Origin of the sequence: Burkholderia paludis, assembly GCF_000732615.1 — a bacterium.
GTDB lineage: Bacteria > Pseudomonadota > Gammaproteobacteria > Burkholderiales > Burkholderiaceae > Burkholderia > Burkholderia paludis.
The window spans coordinates 43,121-65,514 of the sequence record NZ_JPGL01000036.1 but is presented as its reverse complement, the minus strand read 5'-3'; the positions used below and the strand labels follow the sequence as shown (position 1 = coordinate 65,514).

Sequence of the window (22,394 nt, the reverse complement as noted above, 5' to 3'; positions counted from 1 at the left end):
GTTCAGACAATACGGATTTCGACGTCGATGTTGCCGCGCGTCGCCTTCGAATACGGGCAGGTCTGGTGCGCGGCATCGACGATGCGTTGTGCGACGTCGCGCTCGAGCCCCGGCACGCTCACGTTCAGCCGGGCCTGCAGGAAGTACGCGTTGCCGCCGGTGCCGAGATCGACTTCGGCGTCGACCGCGAGATCGGCCGGCAACGTCACCTTCGCGGCACGCGCGGCAAGCTGCATCGCGCCGATGAAGCAGGCCGACCAGCCGGCCGCGAACAGCTGTTCGGGGTTGGTGCCGTTGCCGGCGCTGCCCGGCGACGACAGCTGGATGTCCAGGCGGCCGTCGGAACTGCGCGCCGAGCCGTCGCGGCCGCCGGAAGTCGTATGCGTCTTGCCCGTGTACAGCACTTTTTCGATCTTGCTCATCATTTGCTCCTTGGGTTGGCAGGTTTGAATCAGATGCGATTAGATCGCATGCGATGGAGTTTCGTCGACGGAAGCGCCTGAGTCAATCGCATTCGATTAAATCGCACGCGAATTTTGTATTTCAATGTATCTGAAACGTTCGTCGCCTTGCGGGACAAGGCCGTCCGGCACTCGTCCGCCGGCAGCGGGGGGCCGCCCGTCCGGGCGGCCGATCGGTCACGCCGCGTCGATCTCCGCGATCACGACGAGGATCACGGCCGCGTCGGCGGGCAACTGGCGCTGCGAGAACGCCGAGCGCGCATGTCCCGCCTTGTCGCCGAGCACGGCCGCGAACAGATCGGACGCGCCGTCGAGCACGGCCGGTTGCCCGTAGAAGCCGTCGGCCGAGCTCACGTGCCCCTCGACGCGCACGATCTTGCGCAGGCGTCCGAATCCGCCCAGGCGCCTGCGGATCTGCGCGAGTACGTTCAGCGCCGCGAGCCGGGCGGCCTCGCGGCCTTCGTCGACGCTCAACTGTTCGCCGACGCGGCCGGTATGGGCGACCTTGCCGTCGACGAGCGGGAGTTGTCCGGACACGAACAGCAGGTTGCCGGCCTCGCTCACGGCCGTATAGCTGCCGAGCGGGTTCGGCGGTTCGGGTAACGCGAGGCCGAGTTCGGCCAGCTTCTGTTCGATGCTCATGTCGTTCTCCTGGCGGGAAAGGGAATCGGATAATCGGTGCTGCCTGTCGGTCACTGTAGTCATGCGGGCAGGGCCGGTAAATGTCGGCCGTGCAATTGATTCTCGACACCGTGTAACGAATCGCGCGACGCGCCCGCTGGTTTCCCGCGCGAGATTCATGCACACTCGTTGCTTCATCGCGCGCGCCACATCCGAGCCGGCAGGAGCCGACCCATGCAACGACAATTCGACGATCTGCTGCTGGGCAGCATCGAGCTGTTCTGTCTCGCCGCCGAACTCGGCAGCTTCACGCTGGCGGCCAATGCGGCAGGCGTCACGCCGGCCGCGGTCAGCCGGTCGGTGGCGCGGCTCGAGGAGCGCCTCGGCGTGCGGCTGTTCGTGCGCACGACCCGGCAGATCCGGCTGACCGATTCCGGCCGGCGCTATTTCGAACAGTGCCGCGACGCGCTGTCGCAACTCGTCGACGCGGAACGCGAGGCGACCGGCCAGCAGGCGACGCCCGCCGGCCTGCTGCGGATCAGCATGCCGACGCCCTACGGGCACTATCGCGTGCTGCCGCTGCTGCCGGCGTTTCGCGAGCGGTATCCGGACGTGCGCATCGAAACCCACCTGAGCAACCGCAACATCGACTTCGCCGAGGAAGGCTACGATCTCGCGATCCGCGGCCGTGCGCCGGCCGATTCGAACCTGGTCGCGCGCAGCCTGGAGGACGCCGAACTCGTGGTCGTCGCGACGCCCGGCTACCTGAAGCGCGCGGGCACGCCGACCGCCATCGACGATCTGCATGCGCACGAGTGCATCCAGTTCGAGCTGCCGAGCAGCGGGCGGCCGATTCCGTGGCTGTTCGCCGACGGCACGCACGACATCGACGTCGCGACGACCGGCAGCTACGGCACGTCGGGCGACGTGCTCGCCGGCGTGACGCTCGCGCGAAGCGGCGCGGGCCTGTTCCAGACCTACCGCTTCATCGTCGAGCAGGATCTGCGCGCCGGCACGCTCGTGGAAGTGCTGCCCGGCCTGGGGGGCCGGTCGCGACCGTTCATGCTGCTGTACCCGCATGCGCGCTTCCTGTCGTCGCGCGTGCGCGTGTTCGTCGACTTTCTCGTCGAACACCTGGCGCACCCGCCGGCCGCGCCCGCGGGCCGGGCACGGCCCCGGCGAGCGGGCGCATCGCGCTAGGTGCGGCGCGCGCCCGTCCGGCGCCGAGGCTCAATGCCCGGCGCTCTGGCCGCCGTCGACATGCAGGATCTCGCCGGTGACGAACGGCGCCGAATCCAGATAGAGAATCGCATCGACGATGTCGCTCATCTCGCCCATGCGGCCGACCGGGTGCAGCGACGCGAGCGTCGCATGCGTCTCGGGCGCATGCATCGGCGACTTGATGACGCCGGGCGACACCGCGTTCACGCGAATGCCGGCCTTCGCATACTCGATCGCGAGCGACTTCGTCGCCGCATTCAGGCCGCCCTTCGTCAGCGATGCGAGCACCGACGGCACGTTGCTGTTCGCGTGATCGGTCAGGCTCGTCGTGATGCTGACCACGTGACCGCCGCCGTGTTTCTGCATGGCCTCGATCGCATGCTGCGTGACGTGAAAGAAGCCGCTCAGGTTGACGCCGGTGACCTGTGCGTAGTCGTCCGCGGTGTACTGCGTGAACGGCTTCGCGACGAAGATGCCGGCGTTGTTGACGAGCGTGTCGACGCGGCCGAAATGTTCGATCGCCGCATCGACCACGCGGCGCGCGACGGCCGGATCGCCGATATCGCCCGCGACGGTGACGAGATCGGGATCGTTCGACGGGCCGATCGAACGGGACGTCGCGACGACGCGATGGCCGCGGGCCCGGAAGGCCTTGACCGTTTCCGCGCCGATGCCTTGCGATGCGCCGGTGACGATGATGACTTTGGATGCACTCATGACATGCCTCGATAGGTGAATGGTTTTCGGCTTCGGTGCCGACCGGATCGATGAATCCGATGGGCTCACTGTAGGCGTGCCGGGCGCAATCTCGAACACCCGCCGTGGAGCAACAGTCTTGCGTCGCGGGAACAAATGCGGGGAGGGGCGGCGGCCTGCGGGACGACATGCGGGACGCCGGCCGCGGGGCTGGTTTGCGTGGCGCTCGAAGGGCGTGCGCGCGGCAAGAGGATCTTTATTGTTTGAGGTTCGTATGCTAGCGTGATTGAGCCGGTTCGAATTTCATCGAAGAACGATACGGAATCGGCAACGATCTTCAGCGGCACGTGGCCGAATCGTCGGCTCCGTGAATTCCGGGGACTCCGTCATGCTCATTGCCGTCTTGGAAGATGATCAGGATCAACGCGACCTGCTGATGCTCTGGCTCGAGCAAGGCGGGCATCGCGCGCTGGGCTTCGGCACGGCGCAGGACTTGTTCGAAGGCATCAGGCGCGATCCCTTCAGCCTGTTCGTCGTCGACTGGGAACTGCCGGACGCATCCGGCGGCGACGTCATCCAGTGGGTGCGCAACCACCTGGGATGGGAAGTGCCGCTGATCGTCCTGACGGTGCGTGACGACGAGCAAACCGTGCTCGCCGCGCTGAAGGCGGGCGCCGACGACTACGTGGTCAAGCCCGCGCGATCCGCCGAGCTGCTGGCCCGCATCGGCACGGTTGCCCGCAGGTACGGCGTGGGCAGCATCGCGCCGCTGCAACTGGGCGTCTATACGATCGACATTCAGCGGGTGTCGCTCTCCGTTGCCGGCAATCCGGTCGACCTCACGCAGAAGGAATTCGACCTGGCCGCCTACATGTTCCAGAACCCGGGGAAGCTGCTGTCGCGCGACCACCTGCTCAATCGCATCTGGGGCGTGAATGCCGACGTCGATACGCGCACCATCGACACGCACGTGAGCCGCCTGCGCAAGAAGCTGCTGCTCGACGGCACGCACGGCTGGAAGGTCGTCCCGGTCTACGGCTTCGGCTATCGCTGCGTGCATCTCGACGATCCGGCCTGACGTACCGCGCGATCGTCAGCCCTCGTCGACGGCCATGAGGGGCGCGTCCGCCCGCATGCGCCGCTGCCGGATGGTGGCCGGCACGCCCGCGGCGAGCGCATTCGGCGGCACGTCGTCGAGCACCACGGCGTTCGCCCCGATCACCGCGCCGTCGCCGATCCGCACCGGGCCGAGGATCTTCGCGCCCGCGCCGATGTCCACGCCGTTCCCGACGACCGGTGCGCCGCGCGTGCCGCGATGGCGCAGGCCGAGCGTCACGCCGTGGCGGATCACGACGTCGTCGCCGATCACCGTGTCGCCGCTGATCACGATGCCCCCGAAATGCTCGATCAGCAGACGCCTGCCGACGACCGTTTCGCAAGGCAGGTCGATGCCGGTCAGGATCTGGCTCGCGATCTTGCCGAACTTGTAGAGCAGCGACAGCGGGCGTCGCAGCAGGCGCGGCCGCACGCGGTAGCGCCAGCGCCCGAAACGGTACACCGCCATCACCCACAGCCCCTGCCGCCAGATGTCGCGCTCGTAGGTGCGCCAGTCCTCGCGCAGATTGTCGAACATGGCCGCCTCCTTACCACGGGGTCGGCGGCGAGACGCGGCCGCCCATCGTTTCGCGCCACGCGCGCTGGAGCAGGTCGGCCTGCCGGCGCGCGTCCAGCACCTTGTTCCGCCGCCCGGGGCCGTCCGCGCCCCGCGCATGACGCCACGCGCGCAATGCGTGCCAGCCCAGTTCCGCCCGATTGGCCAGCCAGGCGGCAGACAGGCCGTGATGCTTGCGGTAGTAGAGCATGGCGCTGCGCATGCGCCAGAGCGTCAGTTGCGCGCCGGCGCCGGAAAACGCTTCGCCGGTCGACCGGGTGACGCTGCGGGCCGATACGCCGCCGACATGCCGCACGACGAGGTCGGGCCAGTAGCACACCTCGAAGCCGCACTGCTTGACGCGCCGGCACAGATCGACCTCCTCGTAATACAGGAAGAACCGTTCGTCGAAGCCGCCGAGCCGGCAGAACAGGTCGCGACGAATCAGCGCGAAGGCGCCGGGCACCCAGTCGACGCAGGCCGGCGCGGCGGGATCGCACCAGGTCCGGTCCGCGCGGCCGAAGAATCGCGAGCGCGGGTATCGGGCCGACAGGCCGCTGACGGCCAGCGCGTCGTTCAGGACCGACGGGAACATGCGGGCCGACGGCTGATCGCCGCCGTCGCCGCCGGTCAGGCGTGCGCCGGCCACGCCGACGTCCGGGCGCGCCTGCATGCGCGCGACGCCGGCCCGCACCGCGCCGGGGGCCGGCTCCGCGTCGGGATTGAGCAGCAGCAGCAGCGCGCCGTCGGCGTGGCGGGCCGCCAGGTTGTTGCCGGCGGCGAACCCGAGATTGCGCGGGCTGCGCACGAGCGTCACCCACGGATGCCGCTGTTCGACCAGGTCGGCCGTGCCGTCGGCGGAGGCGTTGTCCAGCACGATCACCTGCCAGTCGTCCCGGTCGGCGTCGGCGCGCAACGCATCCAGCTGCGCGCCGATCTCGCCGGCCGAGTTGTAGGTGACGATCAGGATCGACAGCGCGCGGCGGCACGGCGGGCACGCGAATCCGGAAGCGGTGTCGGCACAGCCCGTGCCGCGGGTCGAGATGGCAGTCATCATTGCGGGTCTCCTGCTTGGGGGCCGCGCGGCGTGCGAACCCACGCGGCGGTTCCGCGTGCGCACCGGAGCGCATGCGGCAATCCGGTCAACGACCAGGCGAGATGGAGCGGCAGCCGCAGCAGCGCGAGCCAGTGGCGCCGCGACGCGCGGCCGGCGCGCATCGCGACGGCGACATGCAGCGCGACGATGCCGAGCATCGCGAAGCCGCTCGCCGACACCGCCGCCACGGGCCACGCGGCCGCGACCGCAACGACCGCGACGAACCACGTCAGCGGCGGCAGCAGCAAGTCGCCCAGCGCATCGATGCAGCGCCACCGGCCGGCGGCGACGGCCCGCAGGCACGGCAGCCACTGCGCGCGCAACAAGGCCAGCCGGCCGCCCGTCCAGCGCGCGCGCTGCGTCGACGCGGCGCGCCGGTCCGGCGCGACCGGCGCGCGCACGGTGGCCTCGTCGACCCATTCGACCCGCCGGCCGGCCTTCAGCAGGCGGACGTGGTAATCGACGTCCTCGACAATCGACGTCGAGTCGTACGGCACATGCGCGAGCGTCTCGCGGCTCAACGCAAAGCCGTTGCCGAGCACGCCGGCCGAGCATCCCAGCCGGGCGCGGCCGCGCGGGCGCACGAGGTTCCAGCCGAACCACGCGACCTCGGCCAGCGCGCCATGCGCGCGCATCGGAGCGCCGCCGGCCCGCACCGCGAGGTAGCGGCACTGCAGCGCCTGCGCACCGCGCCGGATCGCCGCGCGCACGGCATCGAGCGATGCGCGATCGAAACGGCTGTCGGCGTCGATCACGAGAAACCAGTCGAACGCCGGCAGGTTCGCAAACGCGAAGCGCAGCGCGTAGCCTTTGCCGCGCCGCTGCGGATCGCGGCGTTCGAGGACGTCGACGCCCGCCCGTGCGGCGACGAGCGCGGTGTCGTCGGTGCAGTTGTCGGCGACGACGACGATCGTGCAGGCGGCGTCGCCGGCCGCCGCCTCGCGCAGGCTCGCCAGCGTCGCGCCGAGCCCGGCCGCTTCGTCGTGCGCCGGCACGACGATCGCCAGACGCGCGGCCGGTGCGTGCGCTCGGGCATCCGGCGCACGCCGGCGCGCGGGCAGCATCGCCGCGACGGTCAGCACGAGCAGGTAGAGCGCGCCGGGCGCCAGCAGCGCGACCAGCCCGAATCCCGCGATGTCAATGAACATGGCCGTCTCCCGTTGCGCTTGCGCCGGAGAAGAAATGCGCGATGCGCATCGCGTCGATCACGGGCGTCGTATGCGGTCCGCATGCAGGGAGGCCGCCCCACAGGGCGTGCCACGGCAACGCCGCGGTTTCGCGCTGCAAGCGCTCGACGAGGGCGTCGACCGTACCGATCTGGCGCGCGGGAATGCCGCCGACGATGACGCCGGACGGAACGTCGCGCGTGACCAGCGAGCCGGCCGCGACGATCGTGTCGGCGCCGATCCGCACACCGGGCATCACGATCGCCTGATGCCCGACGAACACGTTGTCGCCGATGTCGATGCCACCGACCTTGTCGAGCTTCACGCCGTAGGCCGTCGCGAGCATCGTGACCACGCCGTCGTGGCCGAACAGCGTGCAGCCGGACAGGTGCACGTTGCGGCCGAGCCGGACGTAAGGCGGATCGGTCACGACGACGTTGGTCTGGACGACGCATGCGTCGCCCATCGCGTACAGCCCGCCGTGGCGCCGCAGGTAGCGCGCCCACGCGATGCCGTCGGGTCGCGCCACGCGTTTCCACCACGCGACGCCGATGCCGTGCTCGATCGCGAGGTGGCCGAGCAGGCGGTCAAGCCAGGTGCGCAGGTTCATCATTGCTCTCCTTTCGATGCCGATGCGCCGCGCGCTTGCGGCAAGGTTGCGAACAGCGACGCGAGCCGCGCCACGTTCCGCTCGAGGTCGAACGCGTCGACCAAGCGTTGCCGGCCGGCCGCGGCAAAGCGCCGCCGGGCGTCCGGGTCGTCGAGCAGCGCGCCGATGCACGCGGCCAGTGCGTCGACGTCGCCGGGCGCTGCAAGCAGGCCGTTCGTGCCGTCCTCGATCAGTTCGGGAATCCCGTTGACGGGGCAGGAAATGCACGGCACGCCGGCCGACATCGCTTCCATCAGCACGACCGGAATGCCTTCGGCGAGGCTTGGCAGCACGAACGCATCGGCTGCGGCGAATGCCGCGCGCACTTCGGTTTCGTTCAGCGCGCCCGCGAAGCGGACGCAGCCGTCGAGACCGAGCCGCCGCGCGTGCTCGCGCAGGCTGGCTTCGTCGCCGCCCTGGCCCACGAGCGTCAGGTGGATGTCGCGGCCTTGCGCACGCACGCGGGCGCAGGCTTCCAGCAGCACGTGCTGGCCTTTCGCCGCCGTCAGCCGGCCGACGCACAGCAGCCGCGTCGCCGTGCCGCGGGCCGGCGCGCCGGCGTCGGCGTGCAACGCGACGCCCAGCCGGCACACCTGCAGCTTGCGCCATTGCGCGGGGTCCGACAGCCGCATGAGCTGGCTCCGCGCGAACTGGCTGATGCAGACCACCAGATCGGCGGTGCGGACCTTGGTGCGCAGATGCTGGCCTTCGACGTCGTCGAATTCGTCCGGGCCGTGCACGGTCAGCGACAGGCCCACGGGCGCGATCGCGCGGGCCAGCACGCCGACGCTGGCGCCCGCCGTCGCGAAGTGCACGTGCAGGTGACGCAGGCCGGCGCCGTCCATCCAGCGCACGACCATCATCGCCTCGGCGAGATAGGCCAGCGCATACAGGCGGCGCACGCCGCGCCCGAGCGTCAGGCTCCGGGCGAACGCGCGCAGGCAGCCGGCGGGATGCCGGCGCAGGCAGTGGAGCAGGGCGCGCCCGGCGCCGGCCACGCCGTCGCGCTTCACGTAGTAGGTCGCGCCCGCTTCCGCGCGCTCGCTGTCGGTCATGCGCGCGTCCGGGCGGTCCGGCGCATTGACGGACGCCACCGCGACCGTTGCGCCGAGCCGGCGCAGCGCGAGCACCTCGCGCAGGATGAACGTATGCGAGACGGCCGGATAGCGGCTCACGAGGTAGGCGAGCCGCAGGGCGGACGCTTCCGGACAATCAGGGACGGGCAAGGGTTGCATGATCGGTCACGGTTCGGGCTGGCGATGACTGCATTACAGACGAGAACGCCCGCGCATCTGTGACGGGAGTGCAAACTGTGGCGGCACGCCCGTCAGACCGCGAGCGGCGCCGGCCGCGCGCCGCGCGCGGCCGCTTCGGGCGCGTGGGACAGCCGGTCGTACACCTGCTCGGCGGCGGCGATCCGGGCGTCCCACGTATGCCGGTCGACGATGCGCTGCCGCGCGAAAATGCCGCGCCAGCGCCATGCGTCGGCACGCTGCGCGCAGTCCCGCAACGCATCGGCCAGCCCGTCGATCGCGCTGTTCGGGCCGTCGAACGGGATGCAGCGGCCGACTTCGTCGTCGACGATCTCCGCCGGCCCGCCGAAATCCAGCCCGATCACCGGGCGCTCGCAGGCCATCGCCTCGAACAGGACGGCGCCGCCCGATTCCCGCACCGACGGCAGGCAGAACACGTGGCAATCGTGCATCGCGCGCGCCACGTCCTCGTGGCCGAGGTTGCCGGCGAACCGGACCTGGGCGGCCAGCCCGAGCCGCCGCGCCAGCGCCTCCCACGGCCCGCGCATCGGCCCGTCGCCGGCGACCGTGAGGCGCGTGCGTATGCCGTCGGCGTTCAGCCGGTGCATCGCGTGCAGCAGCAGGTCCAGCGCCTTGACCGGGACGAGCCGGCCCGCGAACGTGATCGCGAGCGGTTCGTCCGGCCCCGGCCGGGGCAACGGCGCGCCGGGCGTGAAGCACGCGAGATCGACCGCGTTTTCCAGCATCGGGATGCAGCGATGGCGATGCTGCGCCGGCACGGCCGCCGCGGTCGCGCGGGTGGCCACGAGCAGCGCGTCGGTGTGCGCGATCGAGCCGAGCATGCGGTCGAGCCCCTTCAGCAGGTCGCGCACCCGCCAGAGCCAGCGGGACTCCTGCCGCAGCACGTGGCCGAAGCCGGGCGGATCGCCCAGGCCGCAATTGAGCGGGCCGCGCACCAGCGGCAGCCCCAGCCGATGCAGCACGGTCGGCGCGGAGAGCGTCACCGGGGTGACGACGTGGGCAACCGCCCACGGCAGCCGGCCGTCGTGGCGTCGGGCGATCCGGCGCGCGGTGCGCAACGCGGCGCGGTCGAACGCGAAGTAGTCGCATTGCGACACCAGGAACACGCTGTGCTCGCTGCGCGGGAACAGGCGCCGCGCGATGCCGTAGAGCGGCCGGGCCAGCCATTCGGTGTCGATGTAGTGAACCTCGGCGCCGTCGGGCAGCGGTCCCGCCGCGTCGATCGCGGGCCGGTTGCGCACGTGCGTGAGCAGCGTGACGGGCCGCACCCGCGCGAGACCGGTCAGCCATTCCCAGCCGATCCGGGACACCGAGCCCATGCCGGGGCCGCATTGATACGCAACGAGAAGAATCGGAGCCTGCTTCATGATGCCTCCGCGAGGACAGTGGAATGGAGCCGGCGTGCCGGCACGCCGGCGACGACCGTGCCGGCCGCCACGTCGCGGGTCACGACCGCGTTCGCGCCGACGACCGCGCCGTCGCCGATCGACACGCCCGGCAGGATCGTCACGCCGCGCCCGATCCATACCTCGCGTCCGATCCGTATCGGCGACGCGACGTGCGACGCGTCGCGCAGGCAGTGCGTGCCCCGGCCGTGATTGGCGTCGCGGATGCTGGTGTATTCGCCCACCATCGTCCCGGCGCCGATTTCGATTGCCGCGCGCGCCGCGAGGTGCACGCCGCGCGACAGGACGACCCTGTCGCCGAGCGCGATGCGCCCGGCATCGCGGGTTTCCCAGTACTGGCCCGGGTACAGGTAGAGCGAGCGGCCGAGCGCGATGCTGCGGGTGCCGTGCAGCTCGGGGCAGCCTTCGACGACGACCGATGCGTCGATCCCGCCGGGCAGCGCCGCATGCAGCCGGGCGAACGACCACAGGCGGCGCAGCCGCCCGCCCGGGCCGGCGATGAAGGTGGCGATCGGCGCGAGCAGCCGCGCGGCCAGCAATTTGAGGTTCACGATGCCTCCCGGTTGACGTGTCCGGCATCGGCGCCCTTGTACTGCGGAGCGGCGGCCGCCCGACCGGCCCGCGCGGCGCGCCGGTAGCGCCACTGGCCGACGAGAATCGGAACCTGCTGGAAATGGGCGTGCAGCGCGTACAGCAGCGCGAGCTTCCAGTCGCGCGCCTTCCAGTACGCGCGCGACGCCGAGCGCAGCCAGATCGCGGCGCCCAGCGCGGCCAGCACGAGCGCGGCGGGCGGCGCGACGGCCAGCACGGCGGCCCACGCGAAGGGCGCGGCCAGCACGAGTGCGCCATGCACGCGGTTGCGCCGGGCCTCGCGACGCCACAGCGGGTCGCTGCTGCCCGCATAGCGCGCCGACACCTGCGCATAGGCCAGCCCCGCGCGCAGCGCCCGCTGCCAGTACTGGCCGAATCGCGTGATCGCGAGATCGTGCCGCGTCATCGGCGCATCGACATGCAGGATGCGCCACCCGCCGGCGCGGACGCGGCGGCACAGTTCCGGCTCCTCGCCCGCGTCGAACGTCTCGTCGAACCCGCCGGTTTCCGCCAGCGCCGCGCGCCGGAACAGCACGTCGCCGCCGCAGTAGTCCGTTTCGCCCGGCGCGTAGATCCAGTCGAGATCGAGCACGGCCGTGTAGAGCGACTGCCGGGGCGCGATTTCCCGGCGGTGCCCCCAGACCGCGGCATACGGGCCCGAATCCAGCTGCGCCAGCGCGTGAAGCGGAAACGCCGGGTCGAGCACCGTATCGCCGTCGAGAAACAGCACGGCATCCGCGACCGCCGCTCGCCAGCCGGCGTTGCGTCCGGCCGCCGCGTTGCGATGCGCGCCGCCTGCCTGCAGGACGCACGCGCCGGCGCGCCGTGCGAGTGCGTCGCTGTCGTCGGTCGATGCGGAATCGACGTAGATCAGTTCGTACGACACGTGGCGCCAGTCCGCCGCATGCACGCTGTCGAGGCAGCGGCGCAGACGCTCGCCCTCGTTGCGGCCGATCACGACGACCGATACGTCGTATGAGGTCGGGGCGCGGTTCATGCCCAGGCTCCCAGCAGGGACAGGTAGCGCCGCGTCTGGCGCGCCGGGGCGAAGCGCCCGGCGAGCGTGGCGCGCGCGGCGTCCGCGACGCCGTTGAGCAGGGCGGCGGGCGCGTCATGCAGGCGCTGCAGCGCGCGGGCCAGCGCCGCCGCATCGTTCGCGGCGAAGTGAAAACCTGTTTCGCAGTCCTGCACGAGTGCGCCGGCGCCGCCCGCGTTGGGCACCAGCACCGGCACGCCGGCCGCGAACGCCTCGAGTATCGCGAGGCCGAACGGCTCTTCCGCGCAGGTATGCACGAGCAGGTCGGCTTCGCGCAGACGTGCGCTCGCATCGGGCGCGAAGCCGTGGAAACGGACGTTCGGCAGGTCGGCCGCCGATTCGCGCAGCAGCGTGTGCTCTTCGCCACTGCCGTAGATGTCGAAGTGCATGTCGGCGAGCGCGGGCGTCCGGCGCACGGCGTTCACGAGCAGCCCGACGCGCTTGATGCGGTCGAGCCGGCTCAGCACGACGACGCGCCGCACCCCGGCCTGCGCGAAGGCCGGGCGGCCGCCATCCGGCTGCGCGTCGATGAAATTCTCGATCACGGTCACGCGGCCGGGCGGGACGCCGTGCGCGGCGAGACGCTCGCGCACGAACCCGGACACGGCGACGAACCGGACGTCGAACGGCAGCAGCAGGCGCTTGCGGCCGTAGCTCAGGCGCTCGTCGGTGCCGCCGTGGACGACATGGACATGGGTCGTCGGGCAGCCGCTCAGCCATTGCATCGCGATGGCGACGAGCGTATGCGACAGGCCGGTGGCCGCCACCACGCACGCCCGGTGCGTCCGGCCGGTGCGCCACAGGAACCGCGCGAGTTCGGCCGGCGTTCCGGCGTGGACGGTGCGCAGCCCGTGCGCCCGCGCATGATCGTGCACCGGCCCGGCCGGCGCCACGATCGTCCGGTCGAAGCAGCCCTCGAGCGCGGCCAGCGTGCGCACGGCCATGCGCTCGGTGCCGAACAGCTGCCCGCTGTGCAGGATGTAGACAAGCGGCGTTGCCATGACGGGTCTCCTTTGCTGGAACGTGAGACCCATTTGACTGCAGCGTGCGCGGCAGATCGTGACGCGACTGTAAAACCGTCCGCCGCGATGCGGCCCGGCCGCATCCATGCGGGCGAGCGCCTGCGCGACGGACATGCCGGCGCGCAGGCGCTCGTCGAATCCGGCGCAACGCGCCTACTTGAGCAGCGCGCCGACCGTGATCATCGTCAAGCCGGATGCGAGCTGCCGCATCACGTAGCCGAAATCGGCGATCCCGCTCTTGGGCACGTAGATCACGTCGCCTTCCTCGAGCGCGAAGTTGACGCTGTGGTCCGCCGTGAGCAGGCTGCGCAGCGGCACGCGTTGCACCGCATGCGTGCCGGGCCGGTAGATGCCGATCTCGTCGGGCGCCGCGTCCTCGCCGGGGCCGCCCGCCTGCGCGAGCGCGTCGAGCAGCGACATGTTCGGCGTGAGCCGGTACGCGCCCGGCTTGCCCACTTCGCCCATCACGTAGACGAGCGTGTCGAACGAATCCGGGATGTAGACGAGGTCGCCCGGATGCAGCCGGAGGTTCTGCGCCATGTCGCCCTGGGTCAGCAGGCGCTTCAGGTCGATCCAGATCAGTCGCTCGCGGCCGCGGAAGATCGCGCAGCGCGTGAGCGTCGCCTGCTTGTCGATGACCGGCAGCGCGCCGGCGCGCGCCAGCGCTTCCAGCACGGTCGGCGCGTGCTCGAACTGCAGCGTCCCCGGGTTCTGGACGCGGCCGAGCACCGTGATCCGGTTCGACGTGTATTGTTCGATGCCCACGGTCACCGACGGCGCGCTGTAGTACTTCAGCAGCGCGTCGCGAATCCGCGCCGCGGCGCCTTCGCGCGTGTCGTCGGCGACCTTCAGGCTGCCGGCGAGCGGCAGCGTGACGCGGCCGTCGGGGCCGACCGTGTAGCGCGCCGTCAGCTCCGCGCGGCCCCATACGTTCACGCTGAGGACGTCGCCTTCGCCGATGCGCTGCACGGCATCGGCCGGCGCGTCGAGGCGCGCCAGCTCGTCGTCGCTCGGGAACTCGATATGGTCGGCCTTGCTGGCGGGCTTGAAGACGGCGTCGGCGCCGGCGGTGGGCACGGTCGGCATCACGGACTGGCACGCGACCAGCGCGACGGACGCGGCGGCGGCCAGGAACCATGCGGCAACGCGACGGGTATGCGATTCAGTCATGAGCGGTCTCCGAAAGCGGGCGGGTCGGGCGCCACCGGCCGCCCATGCGGCCGAGCAACGGACGCAGGCGGGCCGTGCAGGCCGCGCGTTGCGCGGGACAGAGGATCCAGCGCCACGCGATCGCGCAGGCGGCCGGCAGGTAGAGCAGCCCGGCCGGCACGAGGTGCGCGAGCGCGGCGAACCGGCCCGGCTGCGCCGCCAGCGGCCAGAGCCGCGCGAGTGCCGCGATGCCGCCGGCCGCAACGTAGGGCAGGGCGTACGGCAACGCATACAGGCGGATCATGCCGCGGACTTCGCCGGTGAGCCGCCGGTGGCTGACGAACAGGTAGATCGCGGCCGCGGACATGCCGGATACCGCCAGCGCGCGGGCGAGCAGCACCGGCGAGACCGGCACGGTGAGCGCCAGCGCCACCGGCCCGAGCGCGAGGCCGGTCAGCCGCAGCGCGTGATAGACATACTCGTTGGACAGCTTGCCCAGGCCGCGATACACCGACGACGCGGGGCCGGTCAGCACGTGCAGGTGCGTGTACAGCGCGACGCAGGTGAGGATCGCGGCGAGCGCCGGCGCATCGGCGCGCGGCCCGAGCCACGCGGCGACGACGAGCGGCGACAGGCACGCCAGCGGCGGCAGCACCAGGGCCGACAGCCATGCGGTCATCCGGACGGAGCGCTCGTACACGCCGAGCAGCGACCGGTCCGCGCCGAGCGCGCCTTGCCGCGCGGCGGCCGGCAACGCCACCATGCTGACGGACGACGCGAGCGACGCGCCGGTCGCCGGCAGCTTGCCCGCGAGATCCATGATCGCCGCCGCCGCGGGCCCCATCGCCAGCCCCGCGATCACGCGGTCGGCCGACTGCAGGAACGTGCTGATCAGCCCGCCGATCTGCACGCCCGTGCCGAACCCGAAAAAGATGCGCAGGCAACGGCGATCGAACGCACGCGGGCCGATCCGCAGGGCGGGCAGCTCGATTCGCACGACGATCGCCGCGGCCGCGATCGAAAAGACATAGCGCACGCCGAACGCGGCCAGCAGGCCGTAGACGCCCATGCCGGCCCGCAGGAACAGCGCGATGCACACGGTCTCGAGCACATAGGCCGCGATCCAGATCTGCTGTTCGCGGCGAATGCGCTGCAGGCCGTGCAGGACGTAGCTGAACGCGCCGACGCTCGCGTCGAGCAGGAAGACCGCGCATGCGCCGAGCCACAGCCACGCCGCCGTCGGCCGTGCGTCCGGCGCGACCTTGAAGAGCGCCAGCAGATGCGGCATGCCGAGCCACAGCGCGCCGAGCAGCACGGCCGCGGCCGCGCCCATCGTGAGGATGCCGGTCGACAGCAGGCGCGAGATCGCCGGTACGTCGCCCTGCGCGTGATACTGGGCGACGAAGCGGACGTAGACGACGGCGAAGCCCGACGCCGACATGCCGATGTAGCTGACCAGGATGAAGCAGGTCGTCCACAAGCCGTACTCCGCGAGTCCGACGTGCGCGAGCACGAGCGGCGGAATCGCGAGCCGCACGGCGAGGTAGAGCAGCTTGCCGAACACGACGAACAGCATGTCGTGGGTCAGCGCCGGGTCGCGGGCGTCGGCGGGGCTGGAGTGGGAGGCGCTCATGACGTGGGATCTCGCGGTTCGATGTGCGTATTGAACCGCCGGCCCGGCGCGAGACTGTGGCCGCATTGTGAATTCTCGGCGCGGCGATGCGCCGGCGCGCGGCGATTTGGCGATACTGGTGCCCGTGTCGCCGATCCTGCCGTGCGCCGTTCCATGACCCTGATCGTCTTTACCGCCCTGATTGCCGCATTCGTCGTGGCCGTGCGCCGCACGCCGGGGGCGGCGCTCGTCGGCGTCTATCTGCCGGTGCTGCTGCTGATCCCGAGCACGTTCCACGCGACCGTGTCGACGACGCCGAATTTCAACCAGCTCGCGATCGTCGCGATCGCCTGCGTCGCGCTGCCCCGGTCGCTGCGCAACTGGCGACCGAGCGTGGCCGACCTGGCGATCGCGGCGCTCGTGGCGGCCGTTGCCTGCTCCGAATACCAGAACGCCGGCTACAAGGAGGCCCAGAACCTCACGTTCGTCATGCTGACGTCGGCCGCGCTGCCTTACTTCGTCGCCCGCCGGGTGATTCCGGGCGAGCGCCTGCACGTCGCCGTCGCGCGCCGCATCGTCGGCCTGCTGGCTTGCGTCACGATCGTGAACGTCTGGGAATTCCGCTTCGGCGTGAACCTGTTTCATGCGATTCCCGGCCTGTTCTTTCCCGGGCAGGGGCTCGGCTGGGTCACGACGTTCCGCTACGGCGTCGCGCGCACGGCGGGACCGTTCAGCCATGCGATCCTCGCCGGCGTCGGACTGGTGATCGGCTTCCGGCTCCAGCGCTGGCTCGAGCTGGGCGGGCACTGGGAGCCGCGTTTCAGGCGCTGGCCGGGCCTGCGGATCGGCAAGGCGCGCCTGATCACGCTGATCCTCGCGGCGGGCGTGCTGATGACGCTGGCGCGCGGCCCCTGGCTCGGCGCGGCGGCGGGTGCGCTGCTCGCCGCGATCGGGCGCGCGAAGCAGCCGAAACAGGTGCTCGCATGGGTCGGCATGCTGCTCGTCGCGGGCGGCGCGGCCGTCTGGATCGGGCTGAACGCCTATCTCGACGTCAAGCCGGGGCAGGCGATGACCCTGTCGCAGGAATCGGCGATGTACCGCAAGGAGCTGTTCGACCGCTACCTGTCGATCGCGATGGACCACGCCGCGCTCGGCTGGGGACGCAACACGTGGCCGAAAGTGCCGGGCATGCCGTCGATCGACAACTACTACCTGCTGCTGTCGCTGATGCACGGTCTCGTCGGAACCGGGCTGCTGGCGTTCGTGATCGTGTGGATGTCAGCCCGCCTGCTGCGCTTCGGCCTGGCCGACGTGAGCCGCGCGGCGCACGGCGCCGGCACCGGCGCGCGGGTGCCGCCGAATTCCCTGGCGTTCACGTTCCTCGGCATCCTGATCGCGGTGGCCATCTCGCTCGGCACGGTCTATCTCGGCGAGGCCGCGATGCCGCTGTTCTTCTTCATCGTCGGCTGGGCGGAAGGCTATCTGCAGGCGCCGGACACCGTCGCCGTCCGGCCGTCTCAGCCGGCCGCCGGGCCGACCCCGCCGCGCGCGATGCCGTTCAGGGACGTCATCGCCTAGGGCGGGTCGGCACGGGTAGCGGGCGGGCAAGCGCTGCCCGCGGTCGGAAGGCATTCCATCGCAGCGCCGGCGCCGGGCCGGCGGCGCGTTCAACGATCGGCGGGAGCGGCCGGAACGCTGTCGCCCGGCCGGATCGTCAGGAGGCTCCGGGGCGGCAGCATCGCGATCGCGCTGCCGGCGTGACATGCCAGCGCGGCCTCGCGGGCCACGACCGGCGGCGGCGCGGTATCGTCCAGCACGCGGATCGCGAGCGTGGCGCTGCCGTGACACGGCAACGCCACGCGCAGCGGCTGCGCGCCGCGCGACACGATCGCGGCCCGCGCATCGTCGAACCATGCCGCCAGAATCGCGTGGCAGCCGGGGCCCGCGCACGTCGTTGCGCGCACGGCGCCGCCCGCGACATCGTTGAGCATCGCGAGTGCGGCGCCGGTCGGCCGCCAGTGCGCGGCGCCCGCCAGATCGCGCGTGATGCCCCACAGCGGAATCAGCCCGTCGGCGCCCGGCTGCGCGAGCCGCGTGTCGAAACCCGCGAGGCTGTAGACGGCCTGCCGGCGGCTGCCGGCCAGCGTCGCCGCGACGAGGCGGGCCGCGAGCGCCGTGCCGGCGGCGCCGCGCTCGAGCAGCGCGGCGCGCGCCGCGGCGGGCGCGTCGCCGAGCGTCGTGTGGAAATTGACCTCGTAGACGTCCATCTGCCGGCCGGACCGCCGCAAGCGCGCGGCGAGCTCCGCAAGCGCGTCGTCGTCGCCGTCGAACAGGCGGTCGAGCACGGCGTCGGGTTGCTCCGCCGCCGACATCCGATGGAGGAAGTACGGCGCCACGGCCACGCCGTCGGCGTCGTGCAAGCGTGTCCCGAGCCGCTCGACCGCCCGCGGGTTCGCATATTGCGCGCCCACGACCCGATGCAGCCGGGCCGGCCACGCCGCGTCGCGCATCAGCGCGAACACGCGGTCGGCGCGCTCGGCGAGGCGGTCCGGATTCATGATGCCGGCCGGCCGGAACATCGCGTTCCAGTTCTCGTTGCCGAATTCGACGACCGTCTCGTCGACGGCATACCGGTGCGCGAGCCGGCCGAGCTGCCGCCCGAATTCGACGGCCTCGGCATCGTCGAGCGTGGTGGGCAATACCAGCCACGGCCGCGCGCCCACTGCGGCGCCCAGTGCGAACAGCTCGGCCGCGCCGTATCCGTACTGCCATTCCGCGTCGCCGGGCCGGTATCGCGTCGGTCGCCGGTCGAACGGCGCGGCGAAACGGTTCGCCGCCGTGTCGCCGAGCTGCCCTTGCCAGTCGCGCAGATAGCCGGGGTGAAGCGCCTTCAGCGTATCGACGACCGCGCGGCGAAAGCCGCCCGCCCCGGGGTCGCGCGCCTCGACGTCGACCTGGGCCAGTTCGAGCGCGCCGCCGGCGGCTTCGAGCGACAGCGTCACGGGGCCCGCCGGCCCCGCGTCGCGCCCGTCAAAATCCACCTGAACGAATTGCCACGCCTGGCCGGGAGCGACGGTGCGGTCGACCAGCGGCGGCGCGCGGTCGCGACCGAAGCGCGCGTGCAGCGTCGGCGTGCCGTGCAGCGCGCGAATCCGGAAGCGCATCCGCCAGCGGCCGTCGAGCGGCAGCAGCTTGCCGGCGCGCGGCCCGAGCATGTCGAAATACTGGCGCAGCGCGGCGACGCCGCGCGTGCCGTCGAGCACGGCGGCCGGGCCGTGTTCCGGCCCGTCGTCGGCAACCGCGCGCACGCTCCCGGCCGACCACCAGAGCGGAATCGGGCCGGCGGCGTCGCGCGTGAGTGCGATCACGTCGCCACGCGCCAGCCCGGGCGGCCGGGGCTCGAGGCGCAGCGGGCGCCGCCCGCCGCCGTCGGGAAGCGGATCGGTCACGGTCCCCGACGCACCCCGGCTCGACCCCGTCAGCACCGCGAAGTGCGCGCCGTTCCACGCGCCCGGCGGCCGGGCCGCCCACGGCGCATCGTCGACGATGCCGTCGCCGTCCGCGTCGCCGACGACCAGAAGGCCGCGGTCGATGCCGGGCTGCAGCCCGGGATTCTTGACGAGGTGCGCGCTCAGTTGCTCGGCGCCCCAGGTGGTCCAGCTGCCGAGGTTGACGCCGTAGCGCGGCACCGCGGTATCCACCGTCGCCCCCGCGGCCAGCCACGCGTCCGCCTGGACGGACGGCGGCGCCGCGGCCGACGAGACGACGAGCGCCGCGACCGCGACACCGGCGGCCGGGCCGCCGAAGAACCGCCTCAGAACGAGGCGCGCCGGCCGTGCCACAGCCACTCCTTGAGGCTGCGCGCGTACGCGGCCAGCGTGCGCAGCGGCCCGGCCCGGTCGAACCAGCGGCCGGTCGCGATGTCGCTGCGCGAGCTGCGCTGCCGCGCGAGCGACGGCACCGCGAGCAGGGTGCGGCCCGGGTGGCGGGTCGCGCGGAACATCGACAGCGCGCCGTCCACGTGCATGGGCCCGCCGAGCGGATCGCCGGGCGCGCGCGCCAGACAGGCTTCGAGGAAGGCCACGAGCGGTTCGAGCGCCGGCCCGTTGACCGCATAGCAATGCGCGCAGACGAGCGGCCGGTCGGTGCGGTGCCAGCCCGGCGTATCGGCGTCGCCCGGCTCGACGTGGCCGACATAGGCGAAATCCCACGCGCGGTGCCGCAGCGTATCGGCCATCGCGGCGCCGCACCGCGCCAGCGCCGGCTCGAACACGGCGTCGTCCTCGAGCACGAGCACGTTGTGCAGCCCCGCGTCGCGCGCCTCGCGCAACACGCCCAGGTGGCTCAGGTAGCAGCCCCGCGCGCCGATGCTCGGGAAGCCGCCCGGGTCGTCCGGGCCGACGGCCTCGAAGAAGCGCACGCGCGCGTCGTCGCGCGCCATCCCGACCCGCTCGAGCTCGCGGAGGATCTGCCGGCGGCGATCGGTGCGCGCGCGCAGGTTGATGACGTAGATTCGGTCGAAGTTCGCCAGCAGGTTCATGTCGTCCGCGTCCCGTGGAACGCCCGTGGAAAATGGGGTGCGCCGCGCGCATCAGCGGGCCTGAAGTTTCCTGCGCAACAGCAGCTGCATCCGGCCGAGCCACAGCCGCCACGCGCGGCCCGTCATCACGTCGCTGTGCTTGCGGCGCGTCAGGAACTCGACGAGGTTTTCCCGCAGGTAACCGCCGCCGTCGAACGGGCGCACGCGGTTCAGTACGAAGCCGACCGCATTCGGGTCGATCGTCTGCAGCATGCGCCGCGCGCGCCCGACCTCGCCGCGCGTGGTCGCCCCCGCTTCGAGCACCACCAGCACGTGCCCGATGCGCGACAGCAGCAGCTCGGTATCGGCCGATACCAGCAGGGGCGGCATGTCGACCAGCACGAAGTCGTACTCGGCCGACCACGCCGCCAGGCATTCGGCCAGACGATCGAGGCGCGTGAGCCCCTCGGACGACGTGCCGTCGGCCGCCGTCGCGGCCGGATTGCAGAACCGGACGTGGGCCGGAACGGCCCCGTCGGCGGCCACCGCGGCGTCGCGCGGCGCCCGTCCGGCCAGCACGTCGGCCAGGCTCGCCGGCCCGCCGCCGAAGCGGGCGTCGGGCCGGAACGCGTTCGCCTCGACCATCAGCACGCGAAAGCCGAGCTGGCGCAGCGCATCGGCCGCCCCGAGCAGCACGGTCGTCGTCCCGGCGGACGGCTTGACGCCCGAAAAACCGAATACCGCTTGCCCGCTGCGCGCCTTGAACCGGAGCAGGGCGCTCGCGAGGCGGCGATCCTGGTCGACGGCGAACAGGCGGCTGGCCAGGTCGCGGCGGTCGATTTGCCAGCCTGCCGGCGGAATGCCCATCAGCACCTGGGCGACGTTGACCGTGCGCACCCGGCGATCGGCCAGGTCGACCGCGAGCGGGGCGACGAACCCTAGCGCGGCGGCCGCGAGGAGCACCATCATCAGCATCTTCCGGCGGCCCGGGCCGTACGGCTCGACGGCCGGCAACGCCTTGCTGACGCCGCGCACGAAGCCGGGCGCGCCGGACTCCATGCGCAGGAAGTCGGTGCGGTCTCGGATCTGGTCGAGTTCCTTGCGGGCCCGTTCGAGGTCGCCGGTCAACGTATGCGCCTGCTGGAACAGGCGGGCGTAATCGGCCGAGCGGGCCTCGAGCGACGCGAGGTCGCGCGCCAGGCCGTTTTCCACCTGGTGTGCCTGGTCGGCGGTGCCCGCGAGACGCGCCTCGACGTTTGCCCGCACCCGCGCCTCGACGTGCGCATCCTGCGTATCGACGGTCTGCGCGATCTCCGCCAGCTCCTGCCGCGCGGCCGCGTACGCGGGGTGGTCGGGCCGCAGGCCGGACATCTGCGTCGTCAGGTCGCCTTCGCGCTTGTACAGGTTCGATTTCAGGCTGTTCAGTCCCGGATCGTTCAGCACGTTTTCCAGCACCGAGCGCACGCTGATTCCGGTGTCGCCGCGCTTGCGGAACGCTTCGAGCGCGGCGTCCGCGGCGAGGCGTTGCTGCATCGCGTCCTCGAGCGCATGACGCTGGTCGGCGATCAGCTTGTCGAACGGATTGGTCACGTTGTCCGCGAAGCTCGTCAGGTTCAGGTCGCGGGCGATCGCGTCGCGGCTTGCCGCCAGCGCGGCGATCTGCGCGACGAGTTCGTCCTCGCGGCGCTTGAGCGCCGCCGTGCGCTCGTCCGTCGCATACAGCTGTTCGTCGTGCGCGGTGTCGAGGTACGCCTGCGTGACCGCGTTGACGATGTCGGCGAGGCCCGCGGGCTTCGCGCCGTCGAGCGCGATGCGGATCAGGTAGGTGTCCGGAACCGGCTGGACGACGAGGGCGGTCTGCAGCCGTTCGATCGCGCGCCGGTCCGGCTCGCCGGGGCGGCTCCACAACCTGCGCACGGCCGGCGCGGCAAGCGCGCGCTGCACGATGTCGTAGCGGCGCACCGTCTGCACCTGCTGCTGAACGAACTGGCGGTACTGCGAATTCGATTCGAAGACGAGTTCCTGGTCCTCGCTCAGGTTTTTCATGAAGCGGGGCGCGACCTGCACGGTCGATTCCGCGTGATAGCGGGGCGTCCCCTTGACCCACGCCAGCGGGATGCCGAGCAGCACGACGACGAGCGCGATGCCCGCGGCGATGCGCGGATGCGCGCGCAGGCTGACGAGCGGCTTGATGCCGGGGCCGGGAAGCACGTCGGACATGATG

19 protein-coding genes and 1 pseudogene are annotated in these 22,394 nt (G+C 71.7%); 3 read left to right on the top strand and 17 right to left on the bottom strand.

The annotated features are described in order from the left end of the window. Positions 1-2 precede the first annotated feature (2 nt). Together GQ56_RS0122605 and GQ56_RS0122600 are read right to left on the bottom strand one after the other, a co-directional pair. Positions 3-422 carry an organic hydroperoxide resistance protein gene (locus GQ56_RS0122605; RefSeq protein ID WP_031400804.1) on the bottom strand — a complete coding sequence of 140 codons (420 nt, stop codon included), beginning with the start codon at positions 420-422 and terminating at the stop codon, positions 3-5. A gap of 216 nt (positions 423-638) precedes the next feature. Beyond that, positions 639-1,103: a RidA family protein gene (locus tag GQ56_RS0122600; protein WP_031400803.1), complete on the bottom strand. Its 465-nt coding sequence runs from the start codon at positions 1,101-1,103 to the stop codon at positions 639-641. Between the two features lie 213 nt (positions 1,104-1,316). On the opposite strand from GQ56_RS0122600, the gene GQ56_RS0122595 reads away from it, so the two are divergent. Continuing rightward, on the top strand, positions 1,317-2,282 hold the full coding sequence (locus GQ56_RS0122595) for a LysR family transcriptional regulator (RefSeq protein WP_031400802.1): 966 nt from the start codon (positions 1,317-1,319) through the stop codon (positions 2,280-2,282). Positions 2,283-2,312: 30 nt separating this feature from the next. On the opposite strand, the gene GQ56_RS0122590 is transcribed toward GQ56_RS0122595, so the two are convergent. After that, positions 2,313-3,020: an SDR family NAD(P)-dependent oxidoreductase gene (locus tag GQ56_RS0122590; RefSeq protein WP_031400801.1), complete on the bottom strand. Its 708-nt coding sequence runs from the start codon at positions 3,018-3,020 to the stop codon at positions 2,313-2,315. 367 nt (positions 3,021-3,387) lie between these two features. Between GQ56_RS0122590 and GQ56_RS0122585 the strand changes: the two genes are divergently transcribed. Then, a complete protein-coding gene (locus tag GQ56_RS0122585; RefSeq protein WP_031400800.1) occupies positions 3,388-4,077 on the top strand; it encodes a response regulator transcription factor in 690 nt (229 codons plus the stop codon). Between the two features lie 15 nt (positions 4,078-4,092). On the opposite strand, the gene GQ56_RS47070 is transcribed toward GQ56_RS0122585, so the two are convergent. The 11 genes and pseudogenes from GQ56_RS47070 to GQ56_RS45625 all read right to left on the bottom strand — a co-directional run bounded on the left by GQ56_RS47070 (position 4,093) and on the right by GQ56_RS45625 (position 15,672). Further along, a complete protein-coding gene (locus GQ56_RS47070) occupies positions 4,093-4,632 on the bottom strand; it encodes a serine O-acetyltransferase (protein ID WP_031400799.1) in 540 nt (179 codons plus the stop codon). Between the two features lie 10 nt (positions 4,633-4,642). Continuing rightward, positions 4,643-5,707 (bottom strand): glycosyltransferase family 2 protein, encoded by a 1,065-nt coding sequence (locus GQ56_RS0122575; protein WP_200877997.1) that lies wholly within the window; start codon positions 5,705-5,707, stop codon positions 4,643-4,645. Continuing rightward, entirely contained in the window at positions 5,704-6,894 is a 1,191-nt protein-coding gene (locus GQ56_RS0122570; protein WP_031400797.1) for a glycosyltransferase family 2 protein, read from the bottom strand. The genes GQ56_RS0122575 and GQ56_RS0122570 overlap by 4 nt, the downstream gene beginning before the upstream one ends. Then, positions 6,884-7,522, bottom strand: coding sequence for an acyltransferase (locus tag GQ56_RS0122565; RefSeq protein WP_200877996.1), 639 nt, complete (start codon positions 7,520-7,522; stop codon positions 6,884-6,886). The genes GQ56_RS0122570 and GQ56_RS0122565 overlap by 11 nt, the downstream gene beginning before the upstream one ends. Beyond that, positions 7,522-8,796, bottom strand: a complete 1,275-nt coding sequence (locus tag GQ56_RS0122560; protein WP_052007314.1) for a glycosyltransferase — start codon at positions 8,794-8,796, stop codon at positions 7,522-7,524. The genes GQ56_RS0122565 and GQ56_RS0122560 overlap by 1 nt, the downstream gene beginning before the upstream one ends. Positions 8,797-8,888: 92 nt before the next feature. Next, positions 8,889-10,202 (bottom strand): glycosyltransferase family 4 protein, encoded by a 1,314-nt coding sequence (locus tag GQ56_RS0122555; protein WP_063962863.1) that lies wholly within the window; start codon positions 10,200-10,202, stop codon positions 8,889-8,891. A 38-nt stretch (positions 10,203-10,240) separates the two neighbouring features. After that, positions 10,241-10,375: pseudogene (locus GQ56_RS47230) on the bottom strand (DapH/DapD/GlmU-related protein); the annotation flags it as partial. 413 nt (positions 10,376-10,788) lie between these two features. Further along, a complete protein-coding gene (locus GQ56_RS0122545) occupies positions 10,789-11,829 on the bottom strand; it encodes a glycosyltransferase (protein ID WP_052007313.1) in 1,041 nt (346 codons plus the stop codon). Beyond that, complete coding sequence (locus GQ56_RS0122540; protein WP_052007312.1) at positions 11,826-12,869, bottom strand: glycosyltransferase family 4 protein; 1,044 nt, start codon at positions 12,867-12,869, stop codon at positions 11,826-11,828. The genes GQ56_RS0122545 and GQ56_RS0122540 overlap by 4 nt, the downstream gene beginning before the upstream one ends. 174 nt (positions 12,870-13,043) lie before the next feature. Continuing rightward, the gene (locus GQ56_RS0122535; RefSeq protein WP_052001212.1) at positions 13,044-14,060 is read right to left on the bottom strand and encodes a polysaccharide biosynthesis/export family protein; all 1,017 of its coding nucleotides are present in this window, start codon (positions 14,058-14,060) and stop codon (positions 13,044-13,046) included. Beyond that, a complete protein-coding gene (locus tag GQ56_RS45625; RefSeq protein WP_031400789.1) occupies positions 14,053-15,672 on the bottom strand; it encodes a lipopolysaccharide biosynthesis protein in 1,620 nt (539 codons plus the stop codon). The genes GQ56_RS0122535 and GQ56_RS45625 overlap by 8 nt, the downstream gene beginning before the upstream one ends. Before the next feature lie 153 nt (positions 15,673-15,825). On the opposite strand from GQ56_RS45625, the gene GQ56_RS45620 reads away from it, so the two are divergent. Next, positions 15,826-17,229, top strand: coding sequence for an O-antigen ligase family protein (locus GQ56_RS45620; protein ID WP_052007311.1), 1,404 nt, complete (start codon positions 15,826-15,828; stop codon positions 17,227-17,229). 89 nt (positions 17,230-17,318) lie between these two features. Here the strand turns inward: GQ56_RS45620 and GQ56_RS39480 are convergent, their stop codons facing one another. The 3 genes from GQ56_RS39480 to GQ56_RS0122510 are packed head-to-tail and all read right to left on the bottom strand — an operon-like array spanning position 17,319 to position 22,390. Continuing rightward, on the bottom strand, positions 17,319-19,493 hold the full coding sequence (locus GQ56_RS39480) for a hypothetical protein (RefSeq protein ID WP_043301581.1): 2,175 nt from the start codon (positions 19,491-19,493) through the stop codon (positions 17,319-17,321). Further along, positions 19,466-20,191 (bottom strand): glycosyltransferase family 25 protein, encoded by a 726-nt coding sequence (locus tag GQ56_RS0122515; RefSeq protein ID WP_031400787.1) that lies wholly within the window; start codon positions 20,189-20,191, stop codon positions 19,466-19,468. The genes GQ56_RS39480 and GQ56_RS0122515 overlap by 28 nt, the downstream gene beginning before the upstream one ends. Positions 20,192-20,242: 51 nt before the next feature. Next, complete coding sequence (locus GQ56_RS0122510; protein ID WP_031400786.1) at positions 20,243-22,390, bottom strand: GumC family protein; 2,148 nt, start codon at positions 22,388-22,390, stop codon at positions 20,243-20,245. Positions 22,391-22,394: the final 4 nt, after the last annotated feature.

Excerpts from the sequence above, each read along its gene's own strand:
- GQ56_RS45625 (WP_031400789.1), bottom strand. The coding sequence starts at position 15,672 with ATGAGCGCCTCCCACTCCAGCCCCGCCGACGCCCGCGACCCGGCGCTG.
- GQ56_RS0122600 (WP_031400803.1), bottom strand. The coding sequence starts at position 1,103 with ATGAGCATCGAACAGAAGCTGGCCGAACTCGGCCTCGCGTTACCCGAA.
- GQ56_RS0122570 (WP_031400797.1), bottom strand. The coding sequence starts at position 6,894 with ATGTTCATTGACATCGCGGGATTCGGGCTGGTCGCGCTGCTGGCGCCC.
- GQ56_RS0122545 (WP_052007313.1), bottom strand. The coding sequence starts at position 11,829 with ATGAACCGCGCCCCGACCTCATACGACGTATCGGTCGTCGTGATCGGC.
- GQ56_RS0122510 (WP_031400786.1), bottom strand. The coding sequence starts at position 22,390 with ATGTCCGACGTGCTTCCCGGCCCCGGCATCAAGCCGCTCGTCAGCCTG.
- GQ56_RS47070 (WP_031400799.1), bottom strand. The coding sequence starts at position 4,632 with ATGTTCGACAATCTGCGCGAGGACTGGCGCACCTACGAGCGCGACATC.
- GQ56_RS0122555 (WP_063962863.1), bottom strand. The coding sequence starts at position 10,202 with ATGAAGCAGGCTCCGATTCTTCTCGTTGCGTATCAATGCGGCCCCGGC.
- GQ56_RS45620 (WP_052007311.1), top strand. The coding sequence starts at position 15,826 with ATGACCCTGATCGTCTTTACCGCCCTGATTGCCGCATTCGTCGTGGCC.
- GQ56_RS0122560 (WP_052007314.1), bottom strand. The coding sequence starts at position 8,796 with ATGCAACCCTTGCCCGTCCCTGATTGTCCGGAAGCGTCCGCCCTGCGG.
- GQ56_RS0122585 (WP_031400800.1), top strand. The coding sequence starts at position 3,388 with ATGCTCATTGCCGTCTTGGAAGATGATCAGGATCAACGCGACCTGCTG.
- GQ56_RS0122515 (WP_031400787.1), bottom strand. The coding sequence starts at position 20,191 with ATGAACCTGCTGGCGAACTTCGACCGAATCTACGTCATCAACCTGCGC.
- GQ56_RS0122595 (WP_031400802.1), top strand. The coding sequence starts at position 1,317 with ATGCAACGACAATTCGACGATCTGCTGCTGGGCAGCATCGAGCTGTTC.
- GQ56_RS0122540 (WP_052007312.1), bottom strand. The coding sequence starts at position 12,869 with ATGGCAACGCCGCTTGTCTACATCCTGCACAGCGGGCAGCTGTTCGGC.
- GQ56_RS0122575 (WP_200877997.1), bottom strand. The coding sequence starts at position 5,707 with ATGATGACTGCCATCTCGACCCGCGGCACGGGCTGTGCCGACACCGCT.
- GQ56_RS0122590 (WP_031400801.1), bottom strand. The coding sequence starts at position 3,020 with ATGAGTGCATCCAAAGTCATCATCGTCACCGGCGCATCGCAAGGCATC.
- GQ56_RS0122565 (WP_200877996.1), bottom strand. The coding sequence starts at position 7,522 with ATGAACCTGCGCACCTGGCTTGACCGCCTGCTCGGCCACCTCGCGATC.
- GQ56_RS0122535 (WP_052001212.1), bottom strand. The coding sequence starts at position 14,060 with ATGACTGAATCGCATACCCGTCGCGTTGCCGCATGGTTCCTGGCCGCC.
- GQ56_RS0122605 (WP_031400804.1), bottom strand. The coding sequence starts at position 422 with ATGAGCAAGATCGAAAAAGTGCTGTACACGGGCAAGACGCATACGACT.